Below are 25,375 nucleotides of genomic sequence, written 5' to 3' on the forward strand. Positions count from 1 at the left end.
GCATGGACAGCCTCGCCCCCTGGCTGGCCGTGGCGGGCGCCGGCGCTCTGCACGGCCTGCACCCGGCCTGCGGCTGGGCGGCGGCGGCCTGCATGCCCAGCCCGCGCGCCGCCCTGTGGCCGATCGCGGTCGGGCACGCCGCGACGCTGCTCGGCGTGGCCGTGGTGGTTGCGCTGGGCGGGCCGGTGGCGGCCTGGGCCTGGGGCAGCGCGGCAGGGCTTGGCGCCGCGCTGATCGCCCGGCGCGCCCGCGCCAGCCTCGCCCTCGGCGCTGGCCTCGCTTCAGCGCTCCACGGCAGCGCGCTGATGCTGCTGCCGGCCTTGATGCCGGTCTGCCTGGGGAATGGCGCGGTGCGGAGCCTGACCGCCTCCGGCTCACTGCCACTGGTGCTGGCCGCCGCTGCCGTGCACCTGGCTGGCCTGCTGGCCGCAACGGCAGTGATGGCTTTCGGCGGCCGCCGGCTGGCGCGGCGGTGGATTTCTATACTCGCCCGCCATGAGTGCTTCTCCCGCCATCACCCCCGCCGATGAACTGAGCGACGTTGTCGAAGCGCTGCGCGCCGCCCGCCGGCAGTGGCGCGAGGCCCACCGCCGTGGCGGTGATGGCCGCGAGCTGCCGTCGCGCGAACTGCTGGCCGGCATGGTGCAGTGCCTGTCGGGCGCGCTGTTCCCGATGCGCCTGGGCCCGCCGACGCTGCGGCCGGAGAACGAGGATTTCTACGTCGGCCACACGCTGGGGGCCGCCATGACCACGTTGCGCCAGCAGGCCGCGCTGGAGCTGCGCCACGATGCCCGCCAGCGCGGCGAGGCCGAGCCGGCGCAGGATGCCGGCGAGCTGGCCAGCCGCTTTCTGCGCACGCTGCCGCGCCTGCGCGTGCTGCTCGACAGTGACGTGCTCGCCGCCTACCAGGGCGACCCCGCCGCACGCAGCGTCGACGAGGTGCTGCTGTGCTACCCGGGCCTGCGCGCGCTCATCAGTCACCGCATCGCGCATGAGCTCTACCAGCTCGGCCTGCCGCTGCTGGCCCGCGTGGTGGCGGAGCTGGCGCATGCCGACACCGGCATCGACATCCACCCCGGCGCCACCATCGGCAGCGGCTGCTTCATCGACCATGGCACGGGCGTCGTCATCGGCGAGACCGCCGTGCTGGGCGAGCGGGTGCGCATCTACCAGAACGTCACGCTCGGTGCGAAGAGCATCCCGACCGACGGCGACGGCCTGGCCGTGAAGGGCCAGCCCCGTCACCCGGTGGTGGAAGACGAGGTCGTCATCTACGCCGGCGCCACCGTGCTGGGCCGGGTGACCATCGGCCGCGGCTCCATCATCGGCGGCAATGTGTGGCTCACCCGCAGCGTGCCGCCCGGCAGCGTGGTCACGCAGGCCGACTCAGTCGGCTGCGGCTGAACCGGGCTGGGCCTGCACGTCCAGGCCCAGACGCCGTGCCAGCGGCGCCAGCGTCGGCCCCTGCACGAGCAGCGACAGCAGCACCACGACAAACGCGACATCGAAGAAGCGCCATCCGTCGGGCAGCCCGGCCAGCACCGGGTAGGTTGCCAGCACGATGGGCACCGCCCCGCGCAGGCCCGACCACGCGACGAAACACTGCGCCCGCCAGCTGAATCCCAGCGGCGCGAGACACAGCACCACGGCGGCGGGCCGGGCGACGAACATCAGGCCTGCGGCCATCGCCAACGCGGGCCCGATGAGGCGCCACACCTCGTGCGGCGTCACCAGCAAGCCCAGCAGCAGGAACAGCACCGCCTGCGCCAGCCAGGTGTAGCCATTGAGCCCCGGCAGGCTCATCACCGCCACACGCTCGCCGCGATGGCGAACCAGCAGGCCGGCGAGGTAGACCGCCAGGAAGCCCGAGCCGCCACTGCGGTTGGTCACGGCGAACAGCAGCAGACCGAGGGCGGCCATCAAGAGCGCGGCCAGGCCGTCGTGGTCATCGGCGATCGGCAGCCGGCGCACCCACCAGGCCGCCAGCATGCCGCCGCCCAGGCCCATCAGCAGGCCCAGCCCGAGCTGCTCGGCCAGCAGCGGCAACAGGTCGCCTGCGCCGGCCACGCGCAGGTCGCCCGCCTGGCCCAAGGGGGTCAGCCAGGCGATGAGGCCGAGCGTGAGCACCATGGCCATCGGGTCGTTCATGGCCGACTCGACCTCGATGGTGGCTGCCAGCCGCGGCGCCAGGCGCAACTGGCTGGCGCTGAACTGGGCGAACACCGCGGCCGCGTCGGTGGACGACACCGCCGCGCCCAGCAACAGCCCTTCCACCCAGCTCACGCCCAGCACGGCACGCGCCAGACCTGCCACGATCAAGGCCGTGACGGCCACGCCCACCGTGGCCAGCAGGCCCGCCGGCCACATGCCGCGGCGCACATCCACCCAGCGGGTGCGCAACCCGCCGTCGAACAGGATGAGGGCCAGCGCGAGATTGCCCACGTTGACCGCCAGCCGATGGTTGTCAAAAGGCAGGCCCAACGGCCCGTCCACCCCGGTGAGCATGCCCACCGCCATGAACACGAGCAGATGCGACAGGCCGAAGCGGTGGGTGTAGAGCGCCCCCGCGATGGCGACCAGCACGAGGGCGGCCACCGCCGCCGTCAGCAGCTCGGGCCCGGCGGCGATGTCATGCAGCACGGGTCAGCCTGCCTCAGCCTGCGGGCTGGGGCACGATGTCAGGCGCATCGGGCTGCGGACCCGGCCGACCACCCGAGCCTGGCAGACCGACCACCTGCAGGGTGTTGGACACGTAGGCGAAGTTCAGTCCTCGCGCCTGCAACGCCCGCATCAAGGCCAGGTTCAAGGCCTGTTGGCGGTCCATGTAGACGTCGTAGCTCGGGTCCTTCACGCGGTAGACCACCTCGAAGTTCAGCGCGTTCTGGCCAAAGCCCTTGAAATGGGCGCGCACGTACTCCAGCAACGGGTCGGCCTCGATCAGCTGCTGCACCAGCGGCGGCACGCCGGCCACCTCGTCGGCGGTGGCGTCGTAGGTGATACCGAAGCTGAACAGCACCCGCCGCGTCTGCAGCCGCTTGAAGTTGGCCACCGTGCGCTTGAGCAGCTCGGCGTTGGACATGACGATCTGCTCGCCGCCCAGGCTTCGGATGCGCGTCGTCTTCAATCCGACCCGCTCGACCGTGCCCGTCACGTCGCCCACCGTGATGGAGTCGCCCACCTCGAAGGGCTTGTCCACCGCAATCGCCAGCGACGCGAACAGGTCGCTCAGGATGTTCTGCACGGCCAGTGCCACCGCGATGCCGCCGATGCCCAGGCTCGCCACGAAGGCAGTGATGTTGACGCCCAGGTTGGACAGCACCGCCAGCACGACCACCACCCACACCGCGCCGCGCGCCCCCCAGCCGAGCAAGGTGGCCGAGGCGGACAGCGCCGCTCCGCCGCCATGGCGCTGCTGGTAGCTCTGCAGCAGGCGTGCCACCGCTTCCTGACCCCACAGCCCCAGCTGCAGCGCGACCACGGCGAACCACAGCTGGCCGACACGGTCGTGCCAGCGGTCGTCCAGCGGCAGCATCTTCAGGCCCACCAGCAAGCCGGTGATCCAGATCAGGGCCGCATTGGTGCGCTCCAGCACACCCACCAGATGGTCGTCTACCGTCGTGCGGGTGCGGGCCGACAGCGCACGCAGGCGGCGCACCAGCAGGCTCAGGCCCACACGCAGCAGCAAGATGGTCGCCAGCCCCGCGAGCACCGCGGGCAGCAGCTCAGCCCAGCCGAGGTCAGGCGACAGGCGATCGGCACGGGCGAGGAATTCATGCCAGGTCATCGGCAGCTCCTTCAATCACAAAGGCACACGCTAGGGCGGGCGCGGCGCGCCGTCTGTCGGCAGCCCGGCGCCCTGGCTGTGGGCCACGGCTGACACGGCACGGGATGCCGGGTGCACAACGCGGCCTCGGCTGACAGGCGTCGGCCGCGCCCGCCCCTAACGTCGATCATCACCGCCAAGATCACCGGCAAGGAGCGCCCATGGACACCACCACCCACCACGACCTCACCGCGCTGTTCGCCCAGCTGGGCCTGCCGGACTCGCCGCGCGAGATCCAGGCCTTCATCCGGCTCCACCGGCCCCTGCCGCAGACGCTGAACCTGTCGGAGGCGCCGTTCTGGAATGCCGCCCAGGTGGCCTTCCTGCGCGAACAGTGGCACCAGGACGACGGCGACTGGTGCGTGCCCATCGACCAGCTCAACGCCGCGCTGCGGGAGCACCCCGATCCGGAGGAGCTCACGCAGGCGCCGGACAGCCCCCTCGCATGAAGCTGCCCTCCTGGACGGCCCTGCTCGGCCGCCAGGCAGCGCTTCTGCGCTCGGCCGGTTCGGCGCTCGGCACGCGCTACCGCCCGCCACCGGGAGACGGCCAATGGTTGATGGGACTGGTCATGGCGGCCGATGGCCCACGGCGCTACTACCTCTTCCGGCCGGCCGGCGTGCGCTTCGGGGAGCGCTTGCCGCTGCTGGTGATGCTGCATGGCTGCCACCAGGACGCGCGTACCTTTGCGGCCAGCACCCGCATGAACCGCATCGCCGCCCGCGAGCGGTTTCTGGTGCTCTACCCGGAGCAGACGCGGCTCGCGCATGCGCAGGGCTGCTGGCACTGGTTCGACACCCAGGGCGGGCGGGCGCAGGCGGAGAGCGCCTGGATCCTGCGCGCCATCGATCAGGTCCGGCTGCTGTACAGCGCTGACCCCAGCCGCACCGCCATCGCCGGGCTGTCTGCGGGCGCCAGCATGGCGGCACTGCTGGCCACGCAGCATCCGCAGCGCTTCCGCGCCGTGGTCATGCATTCCGGGGTGCCGCCCGGCCTCGCACCGACCGCCGCCACCGCCCTGCGTGCGATGCGCGGGCAGCGCATCATGGCGCCCTTGCCGCCCGGCGAGCACCGCTGGCCACCGCTGCTGGCCCTGCATGGCGAAGCAGACGGCATCGTGTCGCCGCGCAACGCCGCAGCCGCCGTCCAACGCTGGGCCGACGCTGCGGGTGCCACGCCAGGGCCACCGCAGCCGCAGCGCCGCGGCCAGCGCCATCCGTTCACGGTGACGCATTACCGCTGCGGCCGCGAGCTGGTGGCCACGCTTGCCTTGATCCACGACCTCGGCCACGCCTGGAGCGGCGGCGCCGCCCGCCAGCGCTTTGGCGAGCCCCGCGGGCCGGACGCGTCGCGCCTGGCCTGGCGCTTCATCGCTCGCCAGATGGCGGCCCCCCGCTGAATCTCGGCGATGGCTAGGGTTGCAGGCCGGTCATTATTTCGATAATAATCGAACTATGGATGAATCAGCCGTCGTCAAGGCCTTGGCCGCCCTCGCCCAACCCTTGCGCCTGCAGGTCTTTCGCGCCCTTGTCGTCGTCGGCGATGCCGGCCTCACGCCAGGCGCCATCCAGGAAGGCCTGGGCGTGGCGCCGGCGACGCTATCCTTCCACCTGAAAGAGCTCGTGAACGCGGGCCTCGTCACCCAGGAGCGCGCCAGCCGCAACCTGATCTACCGCGCCCACTACGCCCAGATGAACGACCTGCTGGGCTACCTCACCGAGAACTGCTGCCAGGGCAGCGCCTGCACCCCCTCTGCTGCCGCCTGCTGCCGCTGAACACCATGACCACCCACGTCCTCATCCTCTGCACCCACAACTCGGCCCGCAGCGTGTTGGCTGAAGGCATGCTCAACCACTGGGCCAAGAAGCTCGGCAAGGACGTGCAGGCCCACAGTGCCGGCAGCGCCCCGAGCGGCACGGTCAACCCCTTCGCGCTCGAGGCCCTGCACCTCGCGGGGGTCGACACCCACGGCGTGCGCAGCAAGAGCTGGGACGAGTTCACCGGCCCTGACGCACCGCCGCTGTCGCTCGTGATCACGGTGTGCGACAGCGCCGCGGGCGAAACCTGCCCGCTCTTCTACGGCGGCAAGGCCGGCGAGCCGCTCAAGGTGCACTGGGGCTACCCCGATCCGTCCGACACGCGCGGCGACGCCGCCAAGCGCCGCGCCTTTGAGCTGACGCGCCAGGCCATTGGCTACCGCATGCTGCAGCTGCTGCACCTGCCGATCGCCACCATGAGCAAGCCGCGACTGCAGCAGGCGCTGGCCGAGATCGCCGCCAGCTGAGATGCGCCTGCCTCGCCAACTTCTTGCCGAGGCGCTCGGCACGGCGCTGCTGCTGGCCGTGGTCATCGGCTCCGGCGTGATGGCCGAGCGGCTGTCGGGCGGCAATGTCGCGCTGGCATTGCTGGCCAACACAGCGGCCACCGTCGGCGGGCTGTATGTGCTGATCGAGGTGTTCGGCCCGATCAGCGGCGCTCATTTCAACCCGGCGGTCAGCGCCGTCATGGCCTGGCGTGGCGAGCTGCCGCGGGCGGCGCTGCTGCCCTTCGTCGCCGCGCAACTGTTGGGCGCCTGGGCCGGTGCGCTGCTGGCGCATGCGATGTTCGAGTTGCCGCTGCTGCAGTTCTCCACCCACGTGCGCACCGGCACGGGCCAATGGCTGGCCGAAGGCGTGGCCACCTTCGGCCTGCTGCTGGTCATCCTGCGCGCACCGGCCGGGCGCGCAGCCGGGCTGGTGGCCGCCTACATCGGCGCGGCCTACTGGTTCACCGCCTCCACCTCGTTCGCCAACCCGGCGGCCGTGTTCGGCCGGCTGTTCAGCGACAGCTTTGCCGGCATCGCACCCGCCAGCGCGCCGGGCTTCATGCTGGCCGAGCTGGCTGGCGCTGCGCTGGCTGTGGTGACGAACCGGCTGCTGGCACCCCAACCCGACACCCGCACAGGCCCCGTGCCCTGAGCGAGCACGCGAGCCCGGACGAAAGACCCATGAACAGCGGGGCCACGGCCCCGCTCTTCTGACCCATTTAGTTGCTATTGACAACCAAACCAGCCCCCCGGCAACATGCGAGCGCCTTCCCACCTCCCGCCCCGCCATGACCGAGTCCACCGCCGGCGCGCTGCTGCGCGAGGTTGCCCGCCTGTACACCCGCGCGCAGCGGGTCGTGGCCGACTGCTGTCGCACCACCAGCACCCAGTGCCATCTGTTGACCGAGCTGGGGCGATCCGGGCCGCTGTCGCTGTCGGAACTCGGCCTGCGGGTGAGCCTGGAGAAGAGCTGGGTGTCGCGCGCGGTGGAGGCCATGGTTGCCCGTGGGCTGGTGACCAAGGCGCCGAACCCGTCCGACGCAAGGAGTTGGCTCGTCACGCTCACCGCCGACGGCGAACGCACGGTGCATGAGTTGAACCAGACCCTCGACGAGCACGCGCAGCAGCTGCTGGCATCGCTGAGCGAGCGTGACCGCGCCGCCGTCGAGACCTCGTTGTTGACGCTCCTGAAAGCCTTGCGCGACGACCCGGCAGCCACCTGCTGCCTGCCGCCCGCGGGACGCCAGGAGCCCCTGCCGGGAAGCCCGACATGTCGCTGAACGCCCCCATCACCCTTCGCCCCGCCGGTCCGTCGGACTGGCCCGCCATCCAGCGCCTGCTGCTGGCGCATCAACTGCCCACCGCCGGTGCGCAGGATCATCTCGCCACCACCTTGCTCGCCCTGCGCGCGGGCGAGGTCGTCGGCTGCGCCGGTGCCGAGGTCTACGGCAGCATCGCGCTGCTGCGCTCGGTGGCCGTCGCACCGGGCCTGCAGCGCCAGGGCATCGGTCGCACGCTCGTCGAGCGGTTGCTGCACGAGGCCCGCGCACGTGACATCGCCACGCTCTATCTGCTGACCGTCACGGCGCCGGAGTACTTCGCAGCGTATGGGTTCAAGCGCCTGCCCGTCGAACAAGCGCCGGCGGCGCTGAAGGCCTCGGCCGAGTTCCAGGGCGCCTGCCCGGCCTGTGCCGCGTTGATGGCGCTGCCGCTGCGCGAGGTGCCCACGGCACCGGCCGACCTGCCGGTGGCCGTACTCGGCGCCGGACCGGTGGGCCTGGCCGCACTGGCCCAGCTGCTGGAGCGCGGCCTGCCCGCCGTGGTGCTGGAAGCCGGCGCCACCGTCGGCGCCCACCTGGTGGACTACGGGCACGTGCAGCTCTTCTCGCCGTGGCGCTTCAACGTCGACCCCGCCATGGCCCGCCTGCTGGCACCCACCGGCTGGCAGGCCCCTCCGGCCGACGTGTTGCCACGCGCCGCGGAGGTCGTCGCCCAGGTGCTGCAGCCCTTTGCCGACTTGCCGGCGGCCGCGGCCTGCCTGCGACGGGGCGCCCGCGTAACCGGCATCAGCCGGGAAGGCCTGGACAAGGTCAAGACCGGCGGTCGCGACCGCGCTGCCTTCGTGGTGCACTACCAGCTCGGTGGCCAGCCCCGCACGCTGCGCGCCCGCGCCGTCATCGACGCGACCGGCACCTGGGGTCAACCCAACCCCCTTGGTGCCGATGGCCTGCCGGCGGAGGGTGAAGCGCGAGCGGCTGATCGCATCGTCTATGGCATCCCCGACATCGCCGGCGCCCAGCGCGCACGCTATGCCGGACGGCACACCTTGGTGGTGGGCGCGGGCCATTCAGCCGCCAATGCGCTGCTGGCGCTGGCCGACCTGGCACGCGAGGTGCCGGGCACGCGGCTGGCCTGGGCCGTGCGCACGCCGCAGCTGCGGCGCGTGTTCGGCGGGGGTGCGGCTGACGCTTTGCCGGCCCGGGGGGCCCTGGGTGCCTCGCTGCGCCGCCTGCGCGATGGCGGCATGCTCGCCTACCACGCCGGGCTGCACATCACGCGCATCGAGCGCCACGGCGAGCAACTGCGCGTGGTGGGCCAGGACGCCCGGCAGCAACCGGTCGTCGTCGACGGCCTGGACGAGATCATTTGCGCCACCGGCCAACGGCCGGACCTGAGCCTGACGCGCGAGCTGCGCCTGCGGCTGGACCCGGCGCTGGAATCCACCGAGGCACTGGGTCCGCTGATCGATCCCAACCTGCACAGCTGCGGCACAGTGCGGCCCCACGGCCACCGCGAACTCGCCCATCCTGAACTCGGCTTCTACACCGTCGGTGTGAAAAGTTATGGGCGCGCCCCGACCTTCCTGATGGCCACCGGCTTCGAGCAGGTGCGCTCGGTGGTGGCCGCCCTGGCTGGCGATCTGGCGGCTGCCGATCGGGTCGAGCTGGATCTGCCCGAGACGGGTGTGTGCTCGACGGACCAGGCGCCCCCGACCCCGGGCGAGGGGTACGGCAGCTGCTGTGGCCCGGCGCCAGCGCGGCAGGTCGAGGCCGCCGTGGCGGTCTCCCTCGCGCCTCGAAGCGCCACCACGGCGTCGGGCTGCTGCGGCTGACGATGGGGGCAGCGCGCCTGCATGTCGTCACCACGCTGGGCACGGCCCAGACGCTGGCCTGGGCGTCGTCGTACTACCTGCCCGCGGTGCTCGCGCGCCCGATGGCAGCGGATGTCGGTGTGGCGGAGCCCACGGTCTTTGCCGCCTTCTCGGCGGCGCTGGTGGTGTCGGCCCTGATCGGCCCGCAGGCCGGCCGGTCCATCGACCGCTGGGGCGGCCGGCCGGTGCTCATGGCCACCAGCGGGGCCTTCGCGCTGGGCCTGGCCCTGCTGGCGCTGGCGAGCGGCCCCTTCAGCCTTTTCGCGGCCTGGCTGGTGATGGGTGTGGCGATGGGCAGCGGCCTGTATGAAGCCGCCTTCGCGGGCCTCGTGCGCCTGTACGGGCATGAGGCTCGCGGCGCCATCACCGGCATCACGCTGATCGCCGGGTTTGCCAGCACGGTGGGCTGGCCCTTGTCCGCGGCGCTCGAGCACGCCTTCGGCTGGCGCGGCGCCTGCTGGGCCTGGACAGGCCTGCATCTGGTGGTGGGCCTGCCCTTGAATGCCTGGGTGCCGCGGGCCGAGGCCCGGCCTGCGCCGCCACCTCGGGCCGCATCGAATGCCTCGCACGCATCGGCCCCCGTGGCCGAGTCGCCCGTAGTGCCTTGGCGCAGCGCCGTGCTGCTGGCGTGGGTGTTCGCGGTGACGCTGTTCATCAGCACCGCCATGGCCGCCCACCTGCCGCATCTGCTGGATGCGGTGGGCAGCGCGCCGGGGGCGGCCATTGCGATCGGCGCGCTCGTCGGCCCCGCGCAGGTGGCAGGCCGGCTGCTCGAGTTCGGCCTGCTGCGCCAGATGCATCCGCTGATCTCGGCCCGGACGGCAGCCGTCATGCATCCGCTGGGGGCTGGCCTGTTGGCCGTGTTGGGAGCGCCGGTGGCCGCGGTCTTCGCGCTGCTGCACGGCGCTGGCAACGGCATCCTCACGATCACCAAGGGCACGCTGCCGCTGGCCCTGTTCGGCAGCGCCGGCTACGGTCAGCGCCAGGGCTTGCTGATGCTCCCGGCGCGCCTCGGCCAGGCGCTGTCACCCTGGCTGTTCGGCCTGCTGCTTGTGCGCTTTGGTGCGGCGGCCCTGTGGTTCTCGGTGGCGCTGGCGCTCAGTGCGCTGGCAGCACTGCTCCTCATTCCCGCACCGGAGGCCCCGCATGAAAGTCCGCACCGCCATACCTGACGACGCCGCTGCCATCGCGGCCATCTATGCGCCGATCGTCCGGCACACCGCCATCTCCTTCGAGACCGAGCCGCCAAGCGAGGCCGAGATGCGCGAACGCATCGAGAAGACGCTGGCCAGCCTGCCCTGGCTGGTGGCCGAGGACGCCGCGGGCGAGGTGGCTGGCTATGCCTACGCCAGCCGGCATCGAGAACGTGCCGCTTATCAATGGTCGGTGGACGTGACCGTCTATGTGCGCGATGACGCCCGGGGCCAGGGCGTCGGGCGGGCGCTGTACGAACACCTTCTGCCGCTGCTGGCGGCACTGGGCTATCACCAGGCGTTTGCCGGCATCGCGCTGCCCAACGCCGGTAGCGTCGCGCTGCATGAAGCCGCCGGCTTTGCGGCCCTCGGCGTCTATCGCCGGGTCGGTTTCAAACTCGGGCAGTGGCGTGACGTGGGCTGGTGGCAGAAGGCGCTGCGCCCGACGGACGGCGCACCGCCGACCGCACCACACCCGTTCAGCGCGCCGCGTTGATCTGCTGGATCAGCGCCCGGTGCGAGGGCAGATCGGCCACGGCGCGCTCGGCATAACGCTGGATCTTGGCGAATACCTTGGCGGCCTCGTCCACGCGGGGAAAGTCGTCGCGGCCGGCGCTGAGGTCGGTGGGATAGCCCATGCCGTAGAGGATGTACTGGTAGTTGAAGAAGGCGAAGGTCTCGGTGTCGAGCACGAAGTCGAAGCGGCCCGGCGGGCGCAGGCGCCATTCCTCCAGCAGGCCGGCGAGCCGCTCGGGCAAGGTGGCCGGCGCGATGTTGTCGCGCCAGAAGGGCTCGGGCCGGCGGCTGAGGGCGTAGTGCAGCTTCAGGAAGTTGATGATGTTGTCAAAGCGCGCCGTCATCAGCTCGTTGAAGCGCCGCGCTGGCGCGTGCATCGGGCCGCTGTGCGGCAGCATCTCGGCCACCATGCCCACGGCCGCCTCGATCAGCACCAGTCCGGTGGCCTCCAGCGGCTCCAGGAAGCCGGCGGACAGGCCGATGGCCACGCAGTTCTTGACCCACTGCTGCTCGCGGTAGCCCGGCGCGAACGGGATGCTGCGCAGGCCCAGGTCCTCGGCGCGGGCGCCGCAATAGGCCTGCAGCAGCTCGGCGGCGCGGTCATCGCTGATGTGGCTGCTGCTGTAGACGCAGCCCACGCCCCGCGCGCCGTTCAGGCCGATCTCCCACAGCCAGCCGGCCTCGTGCGCGGTGGCGATGGTGCAGCTTTCCATCACCGCCTCGTCGCCGAGCGGCACCTTGCAGGCCAGCGCCCGGTCGGCAAACAGCTGGCCGCGCGCCGACTTGAAAGGGCTGCCCAGCGCCCGGCCGATCAGCTCGGCGCGAAAGCCGCTGCAGTCGATGAAGAGGTCGGCCTCGAAGCGCTGCTGGCGATCGGTGTCGATGTGGGCGATGGCGGCCTGCCCGTCGAGCTGCACGGCACTGACCGTGCCGGCCTCATGCCGCACGCCCAGCTCGCGGGCGCGGTCGGCGAGCAAGCGCGCGAGCTTGTGCGCGTCGAAGTGATACGCGTAATTGAGCGGCGCGGCATAGCCGGCCTCGCCGGCGCGCTTGGGTGCGCGATGGGCGGCCGCCACCCGGGCCTGCAGCGTCATGGCCTCGGCGAAGGGCGCACGCACGGCTTCGTCCTGCAGCAGCCAGTAGGGCACGAGGTTGAGGTCTTCGGCGAAGTAGGGCGCCTCGAAGGGATGGAAGAAGGCATGCCGGCGCCCTGCCTCGGGCGCGTGGGCCCAGTCGACGAAGCGAATGCCCTGCTTGAGCGTGGCAGCGGTGGCGCGGATGAAGCGGGCCTCGTCGATGCCGAGGTACTGGAGCGTGTTGCGGATGGTCGGGAACGTGCCCTCGCCGACGCCGACGGTGCTGATGTCGGGCGACTCCAGCAGCGTCACCTCCAGCTGGCTGCGCTCCGACAGCTTCAGCGCCTTGGCGAGGTAGGCCGCGGTCAGCCAGCCGGCGGTGCCGCCGCCGACGATGAGGATGCGTCGCTTGTTCGTCATGGATTCATCTCGTATTCGGGCCGAGCGCTGGGCCGCTCCCGAGCCGGCCCGCCATGGCGATGTGCTCGTGGCTCAAGGCCGCGAGCATCGCCGTCCCCGCGGGGGATCGGCCAAGGTAGGCCTTGGACGAGGGGCCTCATGCGCGGGTGTAGAGGTTCTTGAGCCATTGGTGGCCGGTCTGGGCGCCATGGCTCCAGTCGTCATCCTCGTCGCCCGGCGGGGCGACGTAGCCGGACGGGTTGAGCAGCTTCACCCGGCCGGCGCGAAAGGCCGACACGCGGTGGGTCACGAAGGTCAGGCCGTGCTCCAGCGCGGTGGCGGCCAGCAGGCCGTCGCGCGTGTTGGCGTAGGGCAGCTGGGCACGGCGGCGCACCACGGCGGCATCCACCGGCAGCACGCGGCCCTCGAAGGCCGGCATCACGCGCTGGTCGATCCAGTCGCGCACCAGGAGGCCGGCCGCGCGGTCCTTGCGGGCCAGCCGCGCCGCGGCGTTCTCGATCTCCAGCAGGTTGAGGGCCGAGATGAAGAGCTTGTGCCGCGGCAGGCCCGCCGCCCAGGCCGCCAGGCCCGCGTCGGCCGGGCCGGCCCGGGCCTTGCGCAGCTCCAGCACGATGCCGGTGTCGAGCAGGAACATCAGCCGACGGGCTCGCGGTGTTCCCAGGCGCCTTCCGACGACGCCTCGGCCGTGTCGAGCGCCACCGCCTCGGGCAGGGCGAGCAGGTCCAGGATGCTCTCGGCCTCCCCGGTCAGGCGCCGGTACTCGGCCATGCTCATCAGCACGTGCGTGGGCTGGCCGCGGTCGGTGATGAGCACGGGCTCGGCCTGGGCCAGGCGCTTGGCCTGGCTGACGTCCCGGTTGAACTCGCGGCTGCTCAGAAGCTTCATCGTGCCGGCAATGTAGCGAGCCCCCGCCCGCCGCACAATGTGGATGTAGGTACGTCGGCACAAAGCGGTGAGATCCGATGGACAGCGCAACCACGGCTGGCACAGTGCGCAGCGGCCGGTGACCTCGGGTTCAACCGGCTGGAGACAACGTTGTCTGACCCGGGTTTTCCTGGGTTCACACGACCTCATGAAAGCGCTTCCAGAAGAAGACCCCATGGAATTCGACCTGCTCGCCACCCTGGCTGATGTGTTTGCCAAGCACGGCCCCGCCGCCCCGGCGGTGGCCCAGACCTACTCGCCCGGCGACTTCAGCATCCGCTTCTTCCTGCAACTGGCCATCATCCTGCTGGCCTGCCGCGTGGTCGGCTGGGCAGGGCGCAAGTTCCTGGCGCAGCCGCAGGTGGTGGGCGAGATGATTGCGGGTGTGCTGCTCGGCCCGTCGCTGTTCGGCATGCTCGCCCCCGAGGTGCAGGCTGCCATCTTCCCGAAGGAGATGCGCAATGTGCTCTACACCGGCGCGCAGCTGGGTGTGGGCCTGTACATGTTCCTGGTGGGCACGACGCTGCGGCTGGACCACTTCGCCACCAAGGCGCGCAGCGCCATCGGCGTGTCGGTGGCAGGCATCACGGCGCCGTTTTTCTTCGCCTTCCTGATCACGCCGCTGCTGCTGACGGTGCCGGGCCTGTTCGCCGAGGGCATCTCCACCGCCAACGCGACGCTCTTCATGGGCGCCTGCATCGCCCTGACGGCCTTCCCGATGCTGGCGCGCATCATCAATGAGCGCGGCCTGGCGAACACCTCGCTGGGCACGCTGTCGCTGACCGCGGGCGCCTTCGACGACGCGGTGTCGTGGTGCGTACTGGCGCTGGTGCTGGCCGCCTTCGGTGCGGGCCCAGGTGTGGCCGTGCTGGCCATCGGCGGGGGCGTGCTCTACGCCGCCTTCATCCTGCTGTTCGGCCGCCGGCTGCTCGCGCCGCTGGGTCGCATCGTCGAGCGTGAAGGGCACATGAGCACCACCATCCTGGGCGTCACGATGGCGCTGTTCTGCCTGTCGGCCTTCGTGATGGACGCGGTGGGCATCCACTCGATCTTCGGCGGCTTCATCCTGGGCGCGGTCATGCCGCGCGGGCTGTTCGCGGCGGAGCTGAAGAAGAAGGTCGAGCCCTTGGCCGTGGTGCTGCTGCTGCCGATGTTCTTCACCTACTCGGGCCTGAACACGCGGCTGGACATGATCGACACCATGGCCCTGCTGGCGATTGCGGGCGGCATCCTGGTGGTGTCGGTGCTGGCCAAGTTCGGCGCGTGCTACCTCGCGGCGCGCCTGGCCGGCGAAGACAACCGCACGGCACTCGGCATCGGCGCACTGATGAACTCGCGCGGGCTGATGGAGCTCATCATCATCAACATCGGCCTGCAGAAGGGCATCATCGGCCCGGCGCTGTTCTCGATGCTGGTGCTGATGGCCGTGGTGACCACCATGATGGCCACGCCGCTGTTCGAAGCCGTCTATGGCCGCAAAGCGCGCGAGTCGGGCGAGCTGGACGCGCTGCCGCGCAACACGGCCGATTCCGCGGCCTGAAGGTTCAGTGCTGCAGCGCGGCTGGCCGCACCTGCTGCACCAGCGCCATGAGGAACCGCCCCGGCTCCTCATGCGGTGCGAGATGGGCCGACTGCTCGAACCACACCAGCTGCTTCAGCGGCGCCTGCAGCTTCTCCAGCCAGGGCTCGATGACCGAGGACGGGGTCGTCAGGTCGTGCCGCCCCAGCAACATGAACACCGGATAGCGCACCTGGCGGATGGCCGTGTGGTCGACCCGGCGCATGTCGGGCAGCAGCGCAGGCACGGAGAGCTGGCCCATGACGTAAGGTCACGCAACGCCGGCACGACTGCGTCCCATGCGCTCACAACTCCTGCTCCTGCTGCTCGGCCCGGCCCTGCTGGCCGGCTGCGCCCAGCTTTTGCCACCGACCGACACCCTCACCCTGCCACGCCTGCAGGCCTGGGTGGACGGCCGGCGGGTCGACTACGTCACCACCGACATCTCCGATGGCCCCATGGCCGCGCAGGCGGGCGTGAACCATGTGCCGCGGCTGCGGGATGCGCTGGGCCAGGGGCGCGCGTCGATCACCGAGCGGGTCTACAAGTTCAGCGACGGGCGGCAGATCAGCGTCTTTCCGTCCGCGCCCGCCGCGACCGGCGCGCCGCCGGATGCCAGCTACAGCCCGCTGTGGCGGCTGGTGCTGGTCGCCTGGAAGCCGGGCGCCTCGGTGCGGGAGCTGCGCTCCGAAGAAGCCGTGCTGGCCGCGGTGGAGGCGGGCGAGCTGTCGCTGGACGTGACCGACATCGTCGTCAATTGCCCCATCGTGCCCGGCGCCCGGCGCTGAATGCCCAGCAGCAGGGCGAGGCCCGGCACGCGGCGCGCCCCAAGGTAGCCGACGGTGCAGATCACCAGCGTCAGCCCGATCAGCAGCAAGGCCTCCACACCCCAGGGCAGCGCCAGCGGCTTGAGGGCCTGGGTCAGCACCACGATGACGCTCTGGTGCAGGATGTAGAAGCAGAACACCGCCGCGCCGGCCTGCCGCAACGCCGGCGACTCCTGCGTGAAGGCGCGCTGCGCCCAGCCACAGGCGGCCACGATGCACCACCAGGTCTGCGCCCCGCGCAGCACCCGCGCGGCGGTCAGCACTTCATCGGGCGGCGTGGCCTCGGCATAGGTCGCATTGAACCCAATGATCAGGCCCCAGCCCACGAGCGACACACCGAGCGCCCACCAACGCAGCCGCAGCGCCGCCGCCCACAGGCCCGCGGCCAGCGGCGTGCGGCTGGCCCAGCCGATGGCGAAGAGCAGGCTGTACTGGGCATGGTTGTACAGGTCGTGTGTCAGGTTGTGCGTGGACGGGTGATGCGGCATCAGCGTGACGCGCAGCACGGCCAGCGGCACGGCGGGCAGCAGCAGCCAGGCCCAGGCCGGGCCGTTCAGCGCGGCCTTCCAGGGCAGGCGGCTGGCGATGGCAGCCATGCCCGCGCCCAGCACCGCGTACAGCCACAGGTAGGGCAGGAACCACAGGTGGTTCCACGTCGGCACGCTCATGCAGTCGCTGCCGCGGCAGTACTTGCCGCCGCGCAGGTAAGCCGCCCAGAAGTCGAGATAGCCCCCATCCCCCGGCAACAGCTGCGGCGCCTTGGTCAGCACCTCGAAGTACGCCTGCGGCGTGACGATGACGGCCATGCCGAACACCAGCGGCAGCAGCAGGCGCAGGCTGCGGTCCTTCAGCGTGCCCAGCGCGCCACGCCGTGCAAACAGCCCCTGGCAGGCCGCCCCGCCGATGAGGAAGAGCAGCCCGAGTCGCCAGGGCGAGCTCAGCTGCATGAAAGGCTCCAGCGCGGCGCTCGCGGCCGGGCTCTTCACATGCCAATCCCAAGTCACGTAGTACATGCCCACGTGGTAGGGGATGAGCAGCGCGAAGGCGGCGACGCGCAGGCCGTCGAGGAAGGGCAGGCGGGGGGCGGCGGTGTTCATGGACAGCAGCTTCGACGGGGCGCCCGCGCGGGGCCAGCGCCATGGGGCAAGTCGCCCGGGGCGCGGGGCCAATGGCAACGCCTGCGGCGATTCACCGCGCCATTCGCCGCACAACATGCGGCAAATGAGCCGCTTGCGGTGGTTCAAGCCCATAATCACCGCATGTTCAGCGGCGAATACATCTGGCAGCAGCGCGACTGGCCCGTCTGGCGCTTCGACCTGGCGGCGCTGGCCACACCGCTGGCCGCCGTCAGCCAGGCCCAGGGGCGCTTGCTCGGCCGACTGGCAGATGTGGGTCTGGCGCTGCGTGACGAGGCCAGCCTGGCGGCGCTGACCGACGATGTGCTCAAGACCAGCGCGATCGAGGGCGAGGCGCTGGACGTGGCGTCGGTCCGCTCCTCGGTCGCGCGCCGCCTGGGCGTGGACATCGGCGCCCTCGCCCCCGCCGACCGCCATGTGGACGGCGTGGTGGACATGGTGCTCGACGCCACCAGCCGCGCCGCCGACCCGCTGACCGAAGCGCGCCTCTTCGGCTGGCATGCCGCCCTGTTCCCGACCGGCTACTCCGGCCTCGCGCCGATCGCCACCGGCCGCTGGCGCGACGATACCCAGGGGCCGATGCAGGTCGTGTCGGGTCGGCTCGACCGGCAGCGCGTGCATTTCGAGGCCCCGCCTGCCGCACGCCTGCCCGCGGAGATGCAGCGCCTGCTCGCGTGGGTCAACCAGCCGGCGCCGGCCGAGCCCGCGCTGCTGCGTGCGGGCCTGGCGCATCTGTGGTTCGTCACGCTGCACCCCTTCGATGACGGCAACGGCCGCATCGCCCGCGCGGTGGGCGACCTGCTGCTGGCGCGGGCCGACGGCAGCCCTCAGCGCTTCTACAGCCTGTCGGCGCAGATCCAGCGCGAGCGCCGCGCCTACTACGACATCCTGGAGCGCACGCAAAAGGGGTCGATGGACGTCACCGACTGGCTGCTGTGGCTGCTGCAGATGCTGCACGCTGCTCTCGACCAGGCGCATGCCACGCTCGACGCCGTGTTGCGCAAGACGCGCTTCTGGCACCAGGCCCCGGCCGGCGCCCTCAACGAGCGACAGGTGAAGGTGCTGAACCGCCTGCTGGACGGCTTCGAGGGCAAGCTGACGACGGCGAAGTACGCCGCTCTGGCGAAGTGCTCCAGCGACACCGCCTTGCGCGACCTGACGTCCCTGGTCACCCTGGGCCTGCTGCGGCGATCAGAAGCCGGGGGTCGGAGCACCCACTACGAACTCCGCCAGGACGTCCCGGTAGCCCCGTGACACCCGCAGCACCTGGCCGCCGGTCAGGGTCAGCAGGGCTTCGCCACCGGGCAGGCGCTCGATGCGGTGCACGCAGCCGGGATTGACCGCGTGGCTGCGGTGCACGCGCAGGAAGCGCGCGGCCCAGCCGGGTCGGGCCAGGGCCTCGGCAAGTGTGGCGCGCTCCAGCAGGCTGCGCGGCGGCAGGTGCAGCTCGATGTAGTTGTCGGCCGCCGAGATCCAGTGCACCTCGGCCAGGCGCACCCGCTCGCCGGCCACCCACCATTCGCCCGCGGGGGCCGCCGGGCGGGCGAGTTGCTCGCGCACGCGGGCCAGCGCGGCCTGCAGGCGATCGGCGGTGTAGGGCTTGAGCAGGTAGTCGAGCGCCGCGAGCTCGAAGGCCTGCAGCGCATGCTCGGCATGCGCCGTCGAGAAGACGATGCAGCGCACCCCGCGCTCACGCAGGGCCGCGGCCAACTGCACGCCGCTGCCGCCGGGCATCTCGATGTCCAGCAGCGCGAGGTCGGGCACCGCGCAGCCAGCAGGCACGAGGGCGAGCGCCGCTGGTGCGTCGGCCGCCTCCAGCAGCTCGGCCACGTCGGGCTCGGCCAGCAGCAGGCGGCGCAGCTTGGCGCGCGCGGCGGGTTCGTCGTCGACGATCAGCACCCGCATGGCATCACCAGGTGCAGGGCCATGCCGCGCCCCTCGGGCCCGAAGTCCACGCGCGCTGCCGTGCCGTAGCGGGCCTGCAGGCGTTCGCGCAGGTTGCGCAGGCCCAGGCCGCCGTCGGGGTCGGGGGGCAGCGGCTCGGGCGCGGGGCCTTCGCCCTGATTGCGCACCGTCAGCACCAGCTCGTCGCCCTCGCGGCGGGCCGACACGGCCACAGTGACCCGGCCGCGGTGGCGCGCCACGTCATGCTTGACCGCGTTCTCGACCGGCGCCAGCAGCAGCAGCGCCGGCAGCCGACAGGCCCGCGCGGCATCGTCGGCGTCGATCTGCACCACCAGCCGCTCCGGCCCGAAGCGCGCCTGCATCAGCGCGAGGAAGGGCTGCACCAGGGCCAGCTCGTCGGCCACGCTGTGCTCGGCCCGCTGCTGCGCGGCCAGGGTCTGGCGCAGCAGCTGGGCCAGGTCGCACAGCAACCGGTCGGCGCGGGCCACGTCCTCGTACATCACCGAGGAAATCAGGTTCAGGGTGTTGAAGAGGAAGTGCGGCTGCACCTGGTCGGCCAGCCGCGCGAGCCGCGCCTCGGCCAGCTCACGGCGGGCACGGTCCAGCTCCTGCGCGCGGGCATTGGCAGCCTGGGCCATCCACACGCCCCGCGAGATCAGGCAAAAGCTCAGGTAGCTCACCGCGTCCTTGCCGCCCTCGAAGACCAGCAGCGTGGGCAGCGCATCGGGGTGGTATTCAACCCCCGCCAGGCCGTAGACGAGCAGCCGGATGCCGAACATGCCGGCGATGTGCAGCAAGCTGAACAGCGGCAGGGCCACGGCATGTGCCGCCAGCTGCTGCGGCCAGGGGCGGCCGGCCAGTCGCCCCACCAGCGCATGCACCGCCAGCACCAGCAGGCCGATGACCGCGATGGAGCTGAACTCCCACAGGAAGGGCTCCCAGGGCCGCGTGCCGCCGGAGAGCCGGTAGGCCTCCAGCGCCGAGGCGCTGAGCAGCAGGCCGACGACCGTCAGCAGGGCGAGGTAGGGCAGGCGCCAGCGGCGCGCGGGCAGGAACATGGCGCGAAGGGTAGCGGCTGCGCGCTGCCCGGCCGCGCGGTTCGCCCCGCGCAGGCCGCGGTTCGCCCCTGGCGGGTCAGGCCGTCATCGCCGCGGCTTGCCGGCGCCGCGCTCGCCGCCAGGCACCATGCCGCCGCGGCGCTCTGCGTCCAAGCCTGGCGTGGCGCGCAGGTCGGTGTCGACCTGGCCTTGCTGCAGGTCACGCGCCGCACGGCGAATGTGGGGATCGGGCTCGGCCGGTGTGGCGGCAGCCTGCTGGTCGCGGTCGTGCGGAAGGGACGGGCCTGCGGGGCGGGACGCATCACCGCGGCTGCGCGGGCGGTCGGCGTGCACCTGGGCAGGATCGGGCGTTCGTTCAGGGGCAGGACGGGACATGGCGGGACTCCAGCAGTCAATGCCTGCACTGTGGACGCGCTGGCGCACGGGCGTCGTCGTCCGCGGGCGGGGTTGCCTGTCGGCCGGCGCGCCGTCCTACAGACGGCTCCGACAGCGTCCGGGGTCGCGGGATGACGGCGACCCCGAGCATGCATGACCATGGCCTCCCTTCTCACCGCGGCTCTGCCCTCGCCTGCCGGCCCCGCCACCTCTCACTGGGAAGGCGGCGGCCGCGACTGGCGCCTGGTGCTGGCCGGCGACTGGTCTGAGGCGCTGCCCGCCCCGCCGGCTGCGTTGCGCGCGGAGCCCGGCACACGCATCCGCGTCGACATGGCGCGCCTGACGCACTGGCAGCCACCGCTGGCCGGCGCGCTATGGCAGCTGCTGGCCCCGCTGGCACGCGCCGGTGTGAAGCTGGATCTCGGGGGGCTGCCGCGCGCGCTGCGCAGCCAGCTCTTGCGCAGCCTGCCGGGCGACACCGGTCGCGCCGCAGCCGAGCCTGAAGGCCCACCGCCCCGCTGGCACGAGACGCTGAGCTTCATCGGCGCCACCTTGGCCGCGCTGGGCCGGCTGCTGCGCGGCCGCACCGCCATGCGCCGCAGCGACTGGCTCTGGCAGGTCGAGCAGACCGGGCCGCGCAGCCTGGGCATCGTGCTGCTGGTCAGCTCACTCGTGGGCCTGATCGTGGCCTACATGGGCGCGGAGCAGTTGCAACGCTTCGGTGCGCAGAGCTTCATCGCCAACCTGGTGACCATCGGCGTCGTGCGCGAGATCGCGGCGCTGGTGGTCGGCATCGTGCTGGCCGGCCGCGTGGGGGCGGCGTTCGCGGCCCAGCTCGGCAGCATGCGCGCCGGCGAGGAGATCGATGCGCTGACCACGCTGGGCGTAGACCCGGTGGAGCACCTGGTGCTGCCCCGCCTGCTGGCGCTGCTGGTGACCGGCCCGCTGCTGACGCTGTGCGCGGGCGTGGCGGGCCTGGCGGTCGGCGGGGTCGTGGCCGTGGGGCTGTACGACGTGCCGATGGCCGCCTATGTGGCCACCACCCGCGAATCGCTGTCGGGCTGGGACCTGACGGTGGGCCTGCTCAAGGGCAGCGTCTACGCGATGCTGGTGGCTCTGGCCGGCTGCCGTCAGGGCCTGAACGCCGGGCGCAGCGCGCAGGCCGTGGGCGAGGCGACCACGGCCGCCGTGGTGCAGGCCATCGTGTGGATGGTGGTGGCGGCCTCGCTGCTGACGGTGATCTTCCAGCGGCTGGGGGTGTGATGAGCAGCGAGGTGCTGATGACGGTCGAGAACCTCAGCCTGCATGCCGGCGGCCGCGAACTGCAGCATGGGTTGAACTTCAACATTCATGCGGGCGAGGTGCTGGCCATCTGCGGCGCCAGCGGCTGCGGCAAGAGCACGCTGCTGCGCCACCTGATCGGCCTGCAGGCACCGCGCACGGGCTGCGTGCTGTGGACGGCCGGTGGCGCCGAGCGCGATGTGCATGGCGACGACCCGCCACGCCGCGAGATGGGCGTGGCCTTCCAGGCGGGCGCCTTGTGGAGCAGCATGACCGTGGGCGAGAACCTGATGCTGCCGTTGGAGCTCTACACCGAGCTGGACGCCGCCGAGCGCGAGCAACGGGCACGTGACAAGCTGGCCCTGGCCGGCCTGGACGACCCCGCCACCTTCGATGCCGAGCCCAGCCAGCTCTCCGGCGGCATGCGCAAGCGCGCCGCCATCGCCCGCGCGCTGATGCTGGACCCGCCGCTGCTGTGCCTGGACGAACCTTCCGCCGGCCTGGACCCGCTGACCTCGGCGCGCCTGGACGCCTTGATCCTGCAACTCAAGCGGGAGCTCGGCACGGCCATCGTGCTGGTGACGCACGAGCTGGACAGCCTCTTCGCTGTGGCTGACCGGCTGCTCTTCCTGGACGTGGCCGCCCGCACCGCCACGGCACTGGGCCCGCCGGCGGAACTCCGGGACCAGGGGCCGCCGGCGGTGCGCGAGTTCCTCACGCGTGGCCGTGTGACCGCCGATGCGGTGGAGGTGGCGGCATGAAGTCCCGCCGCGCCAACCCCTTCGTGATCGGCGCCTTCGTCGTGGCCGCGCTGGCCGCCCTGGCCGTGGCGCTGATCGCGCTGCCGGGCCGGCACTGGTTCGAGCGGCCGCAACGGGTCGTCATGTTCTTCTCGGGCTCGGTGTTCGGGCTGCAGAAGGGCGCGCCGGTGGTCTTCCGTGGGGTGCGGGTGGGCAATGTGACCGACATCAGCGTGCGCTACGAGGCCACCACCGACAGCTTCGCGATCCCCGTCATGGCCGAACTCGACGACGACGCGGTGCGAGGCCTGGAAGGCCGCTTCACGCATGACGACATCGGCCATGCGCTGCCGCTGCTGATCAAGCGCGGCCTGACCGCCCAGCTCGGCACGCAGAGCCTGGTGACGGGCCAGCTCTATGTCGACCTGGATTTCCGCAGCAAGCCGCCGGGTGTGCTGCATGGCGGCGAGCATGACGGCGCGACCGAGATCCCGACCAGCGCGACCGCCTTCCAGGCCTTGAAGAATCAGCTGGAGAGCGTGGACCTGCGCAAGATCCTGGACGACCTCAGCCAGATCGCCAACTCGACGCGGACCCTGGTGGCCGCACCGGAGCTGCGCCAGGGCTTGCAGGACTTCGCCGCCACCGCACGCCACGCCCGCGCACTGGCTGCGGTGCTGGAGCAGCGCGCCCGGCCGCTGACCCGCGGCGCCGAGCAGGCGATGGCCAGCGTCGGCCGCGCCGGTGACAAGGTGGCGACCGCGGCCGACAAGCTGGGTGACGGTGCCGACAAGGCCGGCGCGCTGCTCGACCCGCAGGGGCCGGTCGTGACCGACCTGCAGCGCACACTCGCCGAGCTGCAACGCGCGGGCGCCTCGCTGCGCGACGCCACCGACCGCGACGGACCGCTCCTGCAGCAGAGCGACCGCACGTTGCGCGACCTGTCCGCCGCGGCACGTGCCCTGCGCGAGCTGGCCCGCACGCTGGACGCCCAGCCCGATGCCTTGCTGCGGGGTCGCCAGCCCGATGCGCCGCCGCCGGCCACCCCAACTCCGGAGCCCGCCCGATGACGCCTGCCGCCCTGCCTCGTCGACACCTCCTGTTGAGCCTTGGCGCCCTGGCCCTGGCCGGCTGCGCCAGCCGCTCGGCCCCCGCGCGCCGGCTCTACGGCCTGACCGGTGTGCCGCCCCTACCCGCTGACGCCCGGTCGGGCCAGGACGGCCGCGCCTGGGTGCTGAGCCCGCAGGTGGCCCTGCCTGAACTGCTGGACCGTGAAGAGATGCTGGTGGCCGACGGCCGCGCCGGCCTGCGCCCCTGGCCCGAGGCCCGCTGGGCCGAGCCCCTGCGCGATGCGCTGCCGCGCGTGCTGGCCGACGACCTGCGCCGGCTGCGCCAGCCCTACCCGGTCACGCTCGCCACACCGTTGAACCGCGACCTCGAAAGCCTGCGCCTGGTGGTGCAGGTGGATGAGTGGCTGGCCCGGCCCAGCGGTGCCGGCCTGACGCTGCAACTGCGGGCACGCTGGCACTTCACGCCGCTGCAGGCCCCCCCCGACACCGCGCAGCCGCCTGCCGGCAGCGCCGAGCTGTCACTGCCCTGCGCCGCCGATGCCGACGCGCTGGCCGCGGGCTACCGCCAGAGCGTGCTGCTGCTGGCGGCGCGCATCGTGGCGGCAGGCTAGCCTCAGCTCCCCGAGGTCAGCTTCGCCGCAAACGCCTTGTGCACGCCCAGCAACGCAGTGGCGCGCTGGGTCTGCACCTGGATGAGCGCGTCCTGCGCGGCCAGGCGCTCCTGCTCGGCGCTGAGCAGCGCGTAGAAGTCGGTCACGCCGGCCTCGTAGCGCTTCAAGGCCAGGTCGCGGGCGCGCTGCGTGGCCTCGGCGGCGGCCGCCTGGGCGGTGGCTTGCTGTTCGGTCTCGCGCAGCGTGGAGAGGCTGCCTTGGGCGTCCTGCAGTGCGGTGAGCTGCGCCTGCTCGGCTGAGGCCACCGCGGCGTCGAAGCCCGAGCGGGCGGCCGAGGCTTCGGCCTTGCGGGCACCAAAGTCGAGGAAGTTCCAGTTCAGCGCCGCGGCGATGCTGTGGATCTGCGTGCCGCTCTTGAACAGGTCGCTGCTGCTGCCGGCGCTCCAGCCGATCTGGCCGGTCAGGCCGAGCGTGGGCCAGCGCGCGGCCCAGGCGACCTGGGCGCGGGCGGCGGCCGCCTGGGCGCGGACGGTGGCGGCCTTGACGTCGGGGCGCGCCGCCAGCAGGCCGGCCGGGTCGGGCAGGGTGCCCAGGCTGATCAGGCGCGGCTCGGGCATCGAGGGCAGGGGGTCGCTGTCGGCCTTGTCGCAGTCAGCCGGCGGCTGGCCGCGCAACACGTCGAGCTGCAGGCGGGTCAGGCAGGCCGCATTGCGCAGGGCCGGCACGCTGGCCGAGGTCTGCGCGACGAGCGCCTCGGCGCGAGCCTGGTCCAGCGCCGTGCCGCGGCCGGCGCCGACGCGGGCCTTCACAAGGTCCAGCAGCTGGTTCTGCACCACCAGGGTTTCCTTGGCGAGCTTGAGCCGGTGACCCAGGCCGATAAGCTGGGCCTGCAGGTTCAGCGCCGTACCGGCCAGGCTGAGGGCGGCGGCATCGCGGTCCAGGGCGGCACTTTGAGCGTCATAACCCGCCGCCTGGGCGGTGGCGGACACGCGGCCCCAGAGGTCGACTTCCCAGCTCGCCGTGGCGTTCACGCCGTAGCTGTTGAAGTTGTTGTAGACGCCCTGGTCGTTGGGCGCGCGCTGGCGGCTGGCATTGGCACCGGCGCTGACCGACGGCAGTCGCCGGGCACCGGCGGCATCGGCCAGGGCTTCGGCCTGCTTGAGCCGGGCGGCGGCGGCGCGCAGGTCGCGGTTGTTGGCCAGCACCTCGTCCACCACGCGCTGCAGCTGCGCGCTGTCGACGAAGGCCGTGGTCATCGTTGCGGCGCCGGGGTTGGCTGGCGGCAGCTGGGTGAAGCTGGCGGGCGCGAGATTCTTCGGGCCGTCCTTCAGGCCAGGAGCGGCGCAGCCCGCGAGCAGCGCAGCAGCCGCGGCCGCCAGGGCGAGGGGGGTCAGGCGGACGAGCAT

Annotated in this window: 28 protein-coding genes and 1 pseudogene; 18 read left to right on the top strand and 11 right to left on the bottom strand. The window is 72.1% G+C overall.

What is annotated here, in order from left to right:
* The first annotated feature begins 2 nt into the window (after positions 1 to 2).
* A complete protein-coding gene (locus CDO81_RS16425; RefSeq protein ID WP_193466511.1) occupies positions 3 to 530 on the top strand; it encodes a hypothetical protein in 528 nt (175 codons plus the stop codon).
* Positions 496 to 1,404, top strand: coding sequence for a serine O-acetyltransferase EpsC (gene epsC / locus CDO81_RS16430; RefSeq protein WP_088484302.1), 909 nt, complete (start codon positions 496 to 498; stop codon positions 1,402 to 1,404). The genes CDO81_RS16425 and epsC overlap by 35 nt, the downstream gene beginning before the upstream one ends.
* Here epsC and CDO81_RS16435 read toward each other — a convergent pair.
* Both CDO81_RS16435 and CDO81_RS16440 read right to left on the bottom strand, forming a co-directional pair.
* The gene (locus tag CDO81_RS16435; RefSeq protein WP_088484303.1) at positions 1,387 to 2,640 is read right to left on the bottom strand and encodes a potassium/proton antiporter; all 1,254 of its coding nucleotides are present in this window, start codon (positions 2,638 to 2,640) and stop codon (positions 1,387 to 1,389) included. The two genes, epsC and CDO81_RS16435, sit on opposite strands and share 18 nt — an antisense overlap.
* 13 nt (positions 2,641 to 2,653) lie before the next feature.
* The gene (locus tag CDO81_RS16440) at positions 2,654 to 3,784 is read right to left on the bottom strand and encodes a mechanosensitive ion channel family protein (RefSeq protein ID WP_088484304.1); all 1,131 of its coding nucleotides are present in this window, start codon (positions 3,782 to 3,784) and stop codon (positions 2,654 to 2,656) included.
* Between the two features lie 200 nt (positions 3,785 to 3,984).
* Between CDO81_RS16440 and CDO81_RS16445 the strand changes: the two genes are divergently transcribed.
* The 9 genes from CDO81_RS16445 to CDO81_RS16485 all read left to right on the top strand — a co-directional run bounded on the left by CDO81_RS16445 (position 3,985) and on the right by CDO81_RS16485 (position 10,968).
* Complete coding sequence (locus CDO81_RS16445) at positions 3,985 to 4,272, top strand: DUF2789 family protein (protein ID WP_088484305.1); 288 nt, start codon at positions 3,985 to 3,987, stop codon at positions 4,270 to 4,272.
* Complete coding sequence (locus CDO81_RS16450; protein ID WP_088484306.1) at positions 4,269 to 5,222, top strand: extracellular catalytic domain type 1 short-chain-length polyhydroxyalkanoate depolymerase; 954 nt, start codon at positions 4,269 to 4,271, stop codon at positions 5,220 to 5,222. The genes CDO81_RS16445 and CDO81_RS16450 overlap by 4 nt, the downstream gene beginning before the upstream one ends.
* A gap of 55 nt (positions 5,223 to 5,277) precedes the next feature.
* The gene (locus CDO81_RS16455) at positions 5,278 to 5,598 is read left to right on the top strand and encodes an ArsR/SmtB family transcription factor (RefSeq protein WP_088484307.1); all 321 of its coding nucleotides are present in this window, start codon (positions 5,278 to 5,280) and stop codon (positions 5,596 to 5,598) included.
* Between the two features lie 5 nt (positions 5,599 to 5,603).
* Complete coding sequence (locus CDO81_RS16460) at positions 5,604 to 6,107, top strand: arsenate reductase ArsC (protein WP_088484308.1); 504 nt, start codon at positions 5,604 to 5,606, stop codon at positions 6,105 to 6,107.
* A gap of 1 nt (position 6,108) precedes the next feature.
* Positions 6,109 to 6,780: an aquaporin gene (locus CDO81_RS16465; protein ID WP_088484309.1), complete on the top strand. Its 672-nt coding sequence runs from the start codon at positions 6,109 to 6,111 to the stop codon at positions 6,778 to 6,780.
* A 136-nt stretch (positions 6,781 to 6,916) separates the two neighbouring features.
* Positions 6,917 to 7,408 carry a MarR family winged helix-turn-helix transcriptional regulator gene (locus tag CDO81_RS16470; RefSeq protein WP_088484310.1) on the top strand — a complete coding sequence of 164 codons (492 nt, stop codon included), beginning with the start codon at positions 6,917 to 6,919 and terminating at the stop codon, positions 7,406 to 7,408.
* Positions 7,399 to 9,240, top strand: coding sequence for an arsenic resistance N-acetyltransferase ArsN2 (gene arsN2 / locus CDO81_RS16475; RefSeq protein ID WP_088484311.1), 1,842 nt, complete (start codon positions 7,399 to 7,401; stop codon positions 9,238 to 9,240). Before CDO81_RS16470 ends, arsN2 begins: the two co-directional genes overlap by 10 nt.
* Positions 9,241 to 9,242: 2 nt before the next feature.
* Positions 9,243 to 10,451, top strand: coding sequence for an MFS transporter (locus CDO81_RS16480; RefSeq protein ID WP_088484312.1), 1,209 nt, complete (start codon positions 9,243 to 9,245; stop codon positions 10,449 to 10,451).
* Positions 10,426 to 10,968, top strand: coding sequence for an arsinothricin resistance N-acetyltransferase ArsN1 family B (locus CDO81_RS16485; RefSeq protein WP_088484313.1), 543 nt, complete (start codon positions 10,426 to 10,428; stop codon positions 10,966 to 10,968). Before CDO81_RS16480 ends, CDO81_RS16485 begins: the two co-directional genes overlap by 26 nt.
* On the opposite strand, the gene CDO81_RS16490 is transcribed toward CDO81_RS16485, so the two are convergent.
* From CDO81_RS16490 to CDO81_RS16500, 3 genes are all read right to left on the bottom strand, one after another.
* The gene (locus CDO81_RS16490; RefSeq protein WP_088484314.1) at positions 10,952 to 12,484 is read right to left on the bottom strand and encodes a tryptophan halogenase family protein; all 1,533 of its coding nucleotides are present in this window, start codon (positions 12,482 to 12,484) and stop codon (positions 10,952 to 10,954) included. The genes CDO81_RS16485 and CDO81_RS16490 overlap by 17 nt on opposite strands.
* A 136-nt stretch (positions 12,485 to 12,620) precedes the next feature.
* Positions 12,621 to 13,118 carry a PIN domain-containing protein gene (locus tag CDO81_RS16495; protein ID WP_088484315.1) on the bottom strand — a complete coding sequence of 166 codons (498 nt, stop codon included), beginning with the start codon at positions 13,116 to 13,118 and terminating at the stop codon, positions 12,621 to 12,623.
* Positions 13,118 to 13,369, bottom strand: coding sequence for a type II toxin-antitoxin system Phd/YefM family antitoxin (locus CDO81_RS16500; protein ID WP_088484316.1), 252 nt, complete (start codon positions 13,367 to 13,369; stop codon positions 13,118 to 13,120). The genes CDO81_RS16495 and CDO81_RS16500 overlap by 1 nt, the downstream gene beginning before the upstream one ends.
* A gap of 214 nt (positions 13,370 to 13,583) precedes the next feature.
* Here CDO81_RS16500 and CDO81_RS16505 point away from each other — a divergent pair, with 214 nt between their 5' ends.
* The gene (locus CDO81_RS16505) at positions 13,584 to 14,948 is read left to right on the top strand and encodes a cation:proton antiporter (RefSeq protein WP_088484317.1); all 1,365 of its coding nucleotides are present in this window, start codon (positions 13,584 to 13,586) and stop codon (positions 14,946 to 14,948) included.
* A gap of 4 nt (positions 14,949 to 14,952) precedes the next feature.
* On the opposite strand, the gene CDO81_RS16510 is transcribed toward CDO81_RS16505, so the two are convergent.
* Positions 14,953 to 15,228 carry a hypothetical protein gene (locus tag CDO81_RS16510; protein WP_088484318.1) on the bottom strand — a complete coding sequence of 92 codons (276 nt, stop codon included), beginning with the start codon at positions 15,226 to 15,228 and terminating at the stop codon, positions 14,953 to 14,955.
* A gap of 37 nt (positions 15,229 to 15,265) precedes the next feature.
* Between CDO81_RS16510 and CDO81_RS29295 the strand changes: the two genes are divergently transcribed.
* Entirely contained in the window at positions 15,266 to 15,754 is a 489-nt protein-coding gene (locus CDO81_RS29295; RefSeq protein WP_420893086.1) for a DUF7482 domain-containing protein, read from the top strand.
* 59 nt (positions 15,755 to 15,813) lie between these two features.
* Here CDO81_RS29295 and CDO81_RS16515 read toward each other — a convergent pair.
* A pseudogene (locus CDO81_RS16515) lies at positions 15,814 to 17,043 on the bottom strand (acyltransferase family protein); the annotation flags it as partial.
* Positions 17,044 to 17,052: 9 nt separating this feature from the next.
* On the opposite strand from CDO81_RS16515, the gene CDO81_RS16520 reads away from it, so the two are divergent.
* The gene (locus tag CDO81_RS16520; protein WP_088484320.1) at positions 17,053 to 18,183 is read left to right on the top strand and encodes a Fic family protein; all 1,131 of its coding nucleotides are present in this window, start codon (positions 17,053 to 17,055) and stop codon (positions 18,181 to 18,183) included.
* On the opposite strand, the gene CDO81_RS16525 is transcribed toward CDO81_RS16520, so the two are convergent.
* From CDO81_RS16525 to CDO81_RS16535, 3 genes are all read right to left on the bottom strand, one after another.
* The gene (locus CDO81_RS16525; protein ID WP_088484321.1) at positions 18,121 to 18,834 is read right to left on the bottom strand and encodes a LytR/AlgR family response regulator transcription factor; all 714 of its coding nucleotides are present in this window, start codon (positions 18,832 to 18,834) and stop codon (positions 18,121 to 18,123) included. The two genes, CDO81_RS16520 and CDO81_RS16525, sit on opposite strands and share 63 nt — an antisense overlap.
* Positions 18,822 to 19,892 carry a sensor histidine kinase gene (locus tag CDO81_RS16530; RefSeq protein ID WP_088484322.1) on the bottom strand — a complete coding sequence of 357 codons (1,071 nt, stop codon included), beginning with the start codon at positions 19,890 to 19,892 and terminating at the stop codon, positions 18,822 to 18,824. Before CDO81_RS16530 ends, CDO81_RS16525 begins: the two co-directional genes overlap by 13 nt.
* An 84-nt stretch (positions 19,893 to 19,976) precedes the next feature.
* A complete protein-coding gene (locus CDO81_RS16535; protein WP_088484323.1) occupies positions 19,977 to 20,267 on the bottom strand; it encodes a hypothetical protein in 291 nt (96 codons plus the stop codon).
* 159 nt (positions 20,268 to 20,426) lie between these two features.
* Here CDO81_RS16535 and CDO81_RS16540 point away from each other — a divergent pair, with 159 nt between their 5' ends.
* The 4 genes from CDO81_RS16540 to CDO81_RS16555 are packed head-to-tail and all read left to right on the top strand — an operon-like array spanning position 20,427 to position 23,969.
* Complete coding sequence (locus CDO81_RS16540; RefSeq protein ID WP_241517035.1) at positions 20,427 to 21,530, top strand: MlaE family ABC transporter permease; 1,104 nt, start codon at positions 20,427 to 20,429, stop codon at positions 21,528 to 21,530.
* Complete coding sequence (locus CDO81_RS16545; RefSeq protein ID WP_088484325.1) at positions 21,530 to 22,309, top strand: ABC transporter ATP-binding protein; 780 nt, start codon at positions 21,530 to 21,532, stop codon at positions 22,307 to 22,309. The genes CDO81_RS16540 and CDO81_RS16545 overlap by 1 nt, the downstream gene beginning before the upstream one ends.
* Positions 22,306 to 23,358: an MlaD family protein gene (locus CDO81_RS16550; RefSeq protein ID WP_088484326.1), complete on the top strand. Its 1,053-nt coding sequence runs from the start codon at positions 22,306 to 22,308 to the stop codon at positions 23,356 to 23,358. Before CDO81_RS16545 ends, CDO81_RS16550 begins: the two co-directional genes overlap by 4 nt.
* Positions 23,355 to 23,969 carry a PqiC family protein gene (locus CDO81_RS16555; protein ID WP_088484327.1) on the top strand — a complete coding sequence of 205 codons (615 nt, stop codon included), beginning with the start codon at positions 23,355 to 23,357 and terminating at the stop codon, positions 23,967 to 23,969. The genes CDO81_RS16550 and CDO81_RS16555 overlap by 4 nt, the downstream gene beginning before the upstream one ends.
* Positions 23,970 to 23,971: 2 nt before the next feature.
* Here the strand turns inward: CDO81_RS16555 and CDO81_RS16560 are convergent, their stop codons facing one another.
* Positions 23,972 to 25,375 carry an efflux transporter outer membrane subunit gene (locus CDO81_RS16560; protein WP_158218316.1) on the bottom strand — a complete coding sequence of 468 codons (1,404 nt, stop codon included), beginning with the start codon at positions 25,373 to 25,375 and terminating at the stop codon, positions 23,972 to 23,974.

This window comes from Roseateles puraquae, from assembly GCF_002205845.1.
GTDB classification, from domain to species: Bacteria; Pseudomonadota; Gammaproteobacteria; order Burkholderiales; family Burkholderiaceae_C; genus Pelomonas; species Pelomonas puraquae.

Coding starts and splice junctions, on each gene's coding strand:
- CDO81_RS16425 (WP_193466511.1), top strand. CDS start 3: ATGGACAGCCTCGCCCCCTGGCTGGCCGTGGCGGGCGCCGGCGCTCTG.
- epsC (WP_088484302.1), top strand. CDS start 496: ATGAGTGCTTCTCCCGCCATCACCCCCGCCGATGAACTGAGCGACGTT.
- CDO81_RS16440 (WP_088484304.1), bottom strand. CDS start 3,784: ATGACCTGGCATGAATTCCTCGCCCGTGCCGATCGCCTGTCGCCTGAC.
- CDO81_RS16445 (WP_088484305.1), top strand. CDS start 3,985: ATGGACACCACCACCCACCACGACCTCACCGCGCTGTTCGCCCAGCTG.
- CDO81_RS16450 (WP_088484306.1), top strand. CDS start 4,269: ATGAAGCTGCCCTCCTGGACGGCCCTGCTCGGCCGCCAGGCAGCGCTT.
- CDO81_RS16455 (WP_088484307.1), top strand. CDS start 5,278: ATGGATGAATCAGCCGTCGTCAAGGCCTTGGCCGCCCTCGCCCAACCC.
- CDO81_RS16460 (WP_088484308.1), top strand. CDS start 5,604: ATGACCACCCACGTCCTCATCCTCTGCACCCACAACTCGGCCCGCAGC.
- CDO81_RS16465 (WP_088484309.1), top strand. CDS start 6,109: ATGCGCCTGCCTCGCCAACTTCTTGCCGAGGCGCTCGGCACGGCGCTG.
- CDO81_RS16470 (WP_088484310.1), top strand. CDS start 6,917: ATGACCGAGTCCACCGCCGGCGCGCTGCTGCGCGAGGTTGCCCGCCTG.
- arsN2 (WP_088484311.1), top strand. CDS start 7,399: ATGTCGCTGAACGCCCCCATCACCCTTCGCCCCGCCGGTCCGTCGGAC.
- CDO81_RS16480 (WP_088484312.1), top strand. CDS start 9,243: ATGGGGGCAGCGCGCCTGCATGTCGTCACCACGCTGGGCACGGCCCAG.
- CDO81_RS16485 (WP_088484313.1), top strand. CDS start 10,426: ATGAAAGTCCGCACCGCCATACCTGACGACGCCGCTGCCATCGCGGCC.
- CDO81_RS16490 (WP_088484314.1), bottom strand. CDS start 12,484: ATGACGAACAAGCGACGCATCCTCATCGTCGGCGGCGGCACCGCCGGC.
- CDO81_RS16495 (WP_088484315.1), bottom strand. CDS start 13,118: ATGTTCCTGCTCGACACCGGCATCGTGCTGGAGCTGCGCAAGGCCCGG.
- CDO81_RS16500 (WP_088484316.1), bottom strand. CDS start 13,369: ATGAAGCTTCTGAGCAGCCGCGAGTTCAACCGGGACGTCAGCCAGGCC.
- CDO81_RS16505 (WP_088484317.1), top strand. CDS start 13,584: ATGGAATTCGACCTGCTCGCCACCCTGGCTGATGTGTTTGCCAAGCAC.
- CDO81_RS16510 (WP_088484318.1), bottom strand. CDS start 15,228: ATGGGCCAGCTCTCCGTGCCTGCGCTGCTGCCCGACATGCGCCGGGTC.
- CDO81_RS29295 (WP_420893086.1), top strand. CDS start 15,266: ATGCGCTCACAACTCCTGCTCCTGCTGCTCGGCCCGGCCCTGCTGGCC.
- CDO81_RS16520 (WP_088484320.1), top strand. CDS start 17,053: ATGTTCAGCGGCGAATACATCTGGCAGCAGCGCGACTGGCCCGTCTGG.
- CDO81_RS16525 (WP_088484321.1), bottom strand. CDS start 18,834: ATGCGGGTGCTGATCGTCGACGACGAACCCGCCGCGCGCGCCAAGCTG.
- CDO81_RS16530 (WP_088484322.1), bottom strand. CDS start 19,892: ATGTTCCTGCCCGCGCGCCGCTGGCGCCTGCCCTACCTCGCCCTGCTG.
- CDO81_RS16535 (WP_088484323.1), bottom strand. CDS start 20,267: ATGTCCCGTCCTGCCCCTGAACGAACGCCCGATCCTGCCCAGGTGCAC.
- CDO81_RS16540 (WP_241517035.1), top strand. CDS start 20,427: ATGGCCTCCCTTCTCACCGCGGCTCTGCCCTCGCCTGCCGGCCCCGCC.
- CDO81_RS16545 (WP_088484325.1), top strand. CDS start 21,530: ATGAGCAGCGAGGTGCTGATGACGGTCGAGAACCTCAGCCTGCATGCC.
- CDO81_RS16550 (WP_088484326.1), top strand. CDS start 22,306: ATGAAGTCCCGCCGCGCCAACCCCTTCGTGATCGGCGCCTTCGTCGTG.
- CDO81_RS16555 (WP_088484327.1), top strand. CDS start 23,355: ATGACGCCTGCCGCCCTGCCTCGTCGACACCTCCTGTTGAGCCTTGGC.
- CDO81_RS16560 (WP_158218316.1), bottom strand. CDS start 25,375: ATGCTCGTCCGCCTGACCCCCCTCGCCCTGGCGGCCGCGGCTGCTGCG.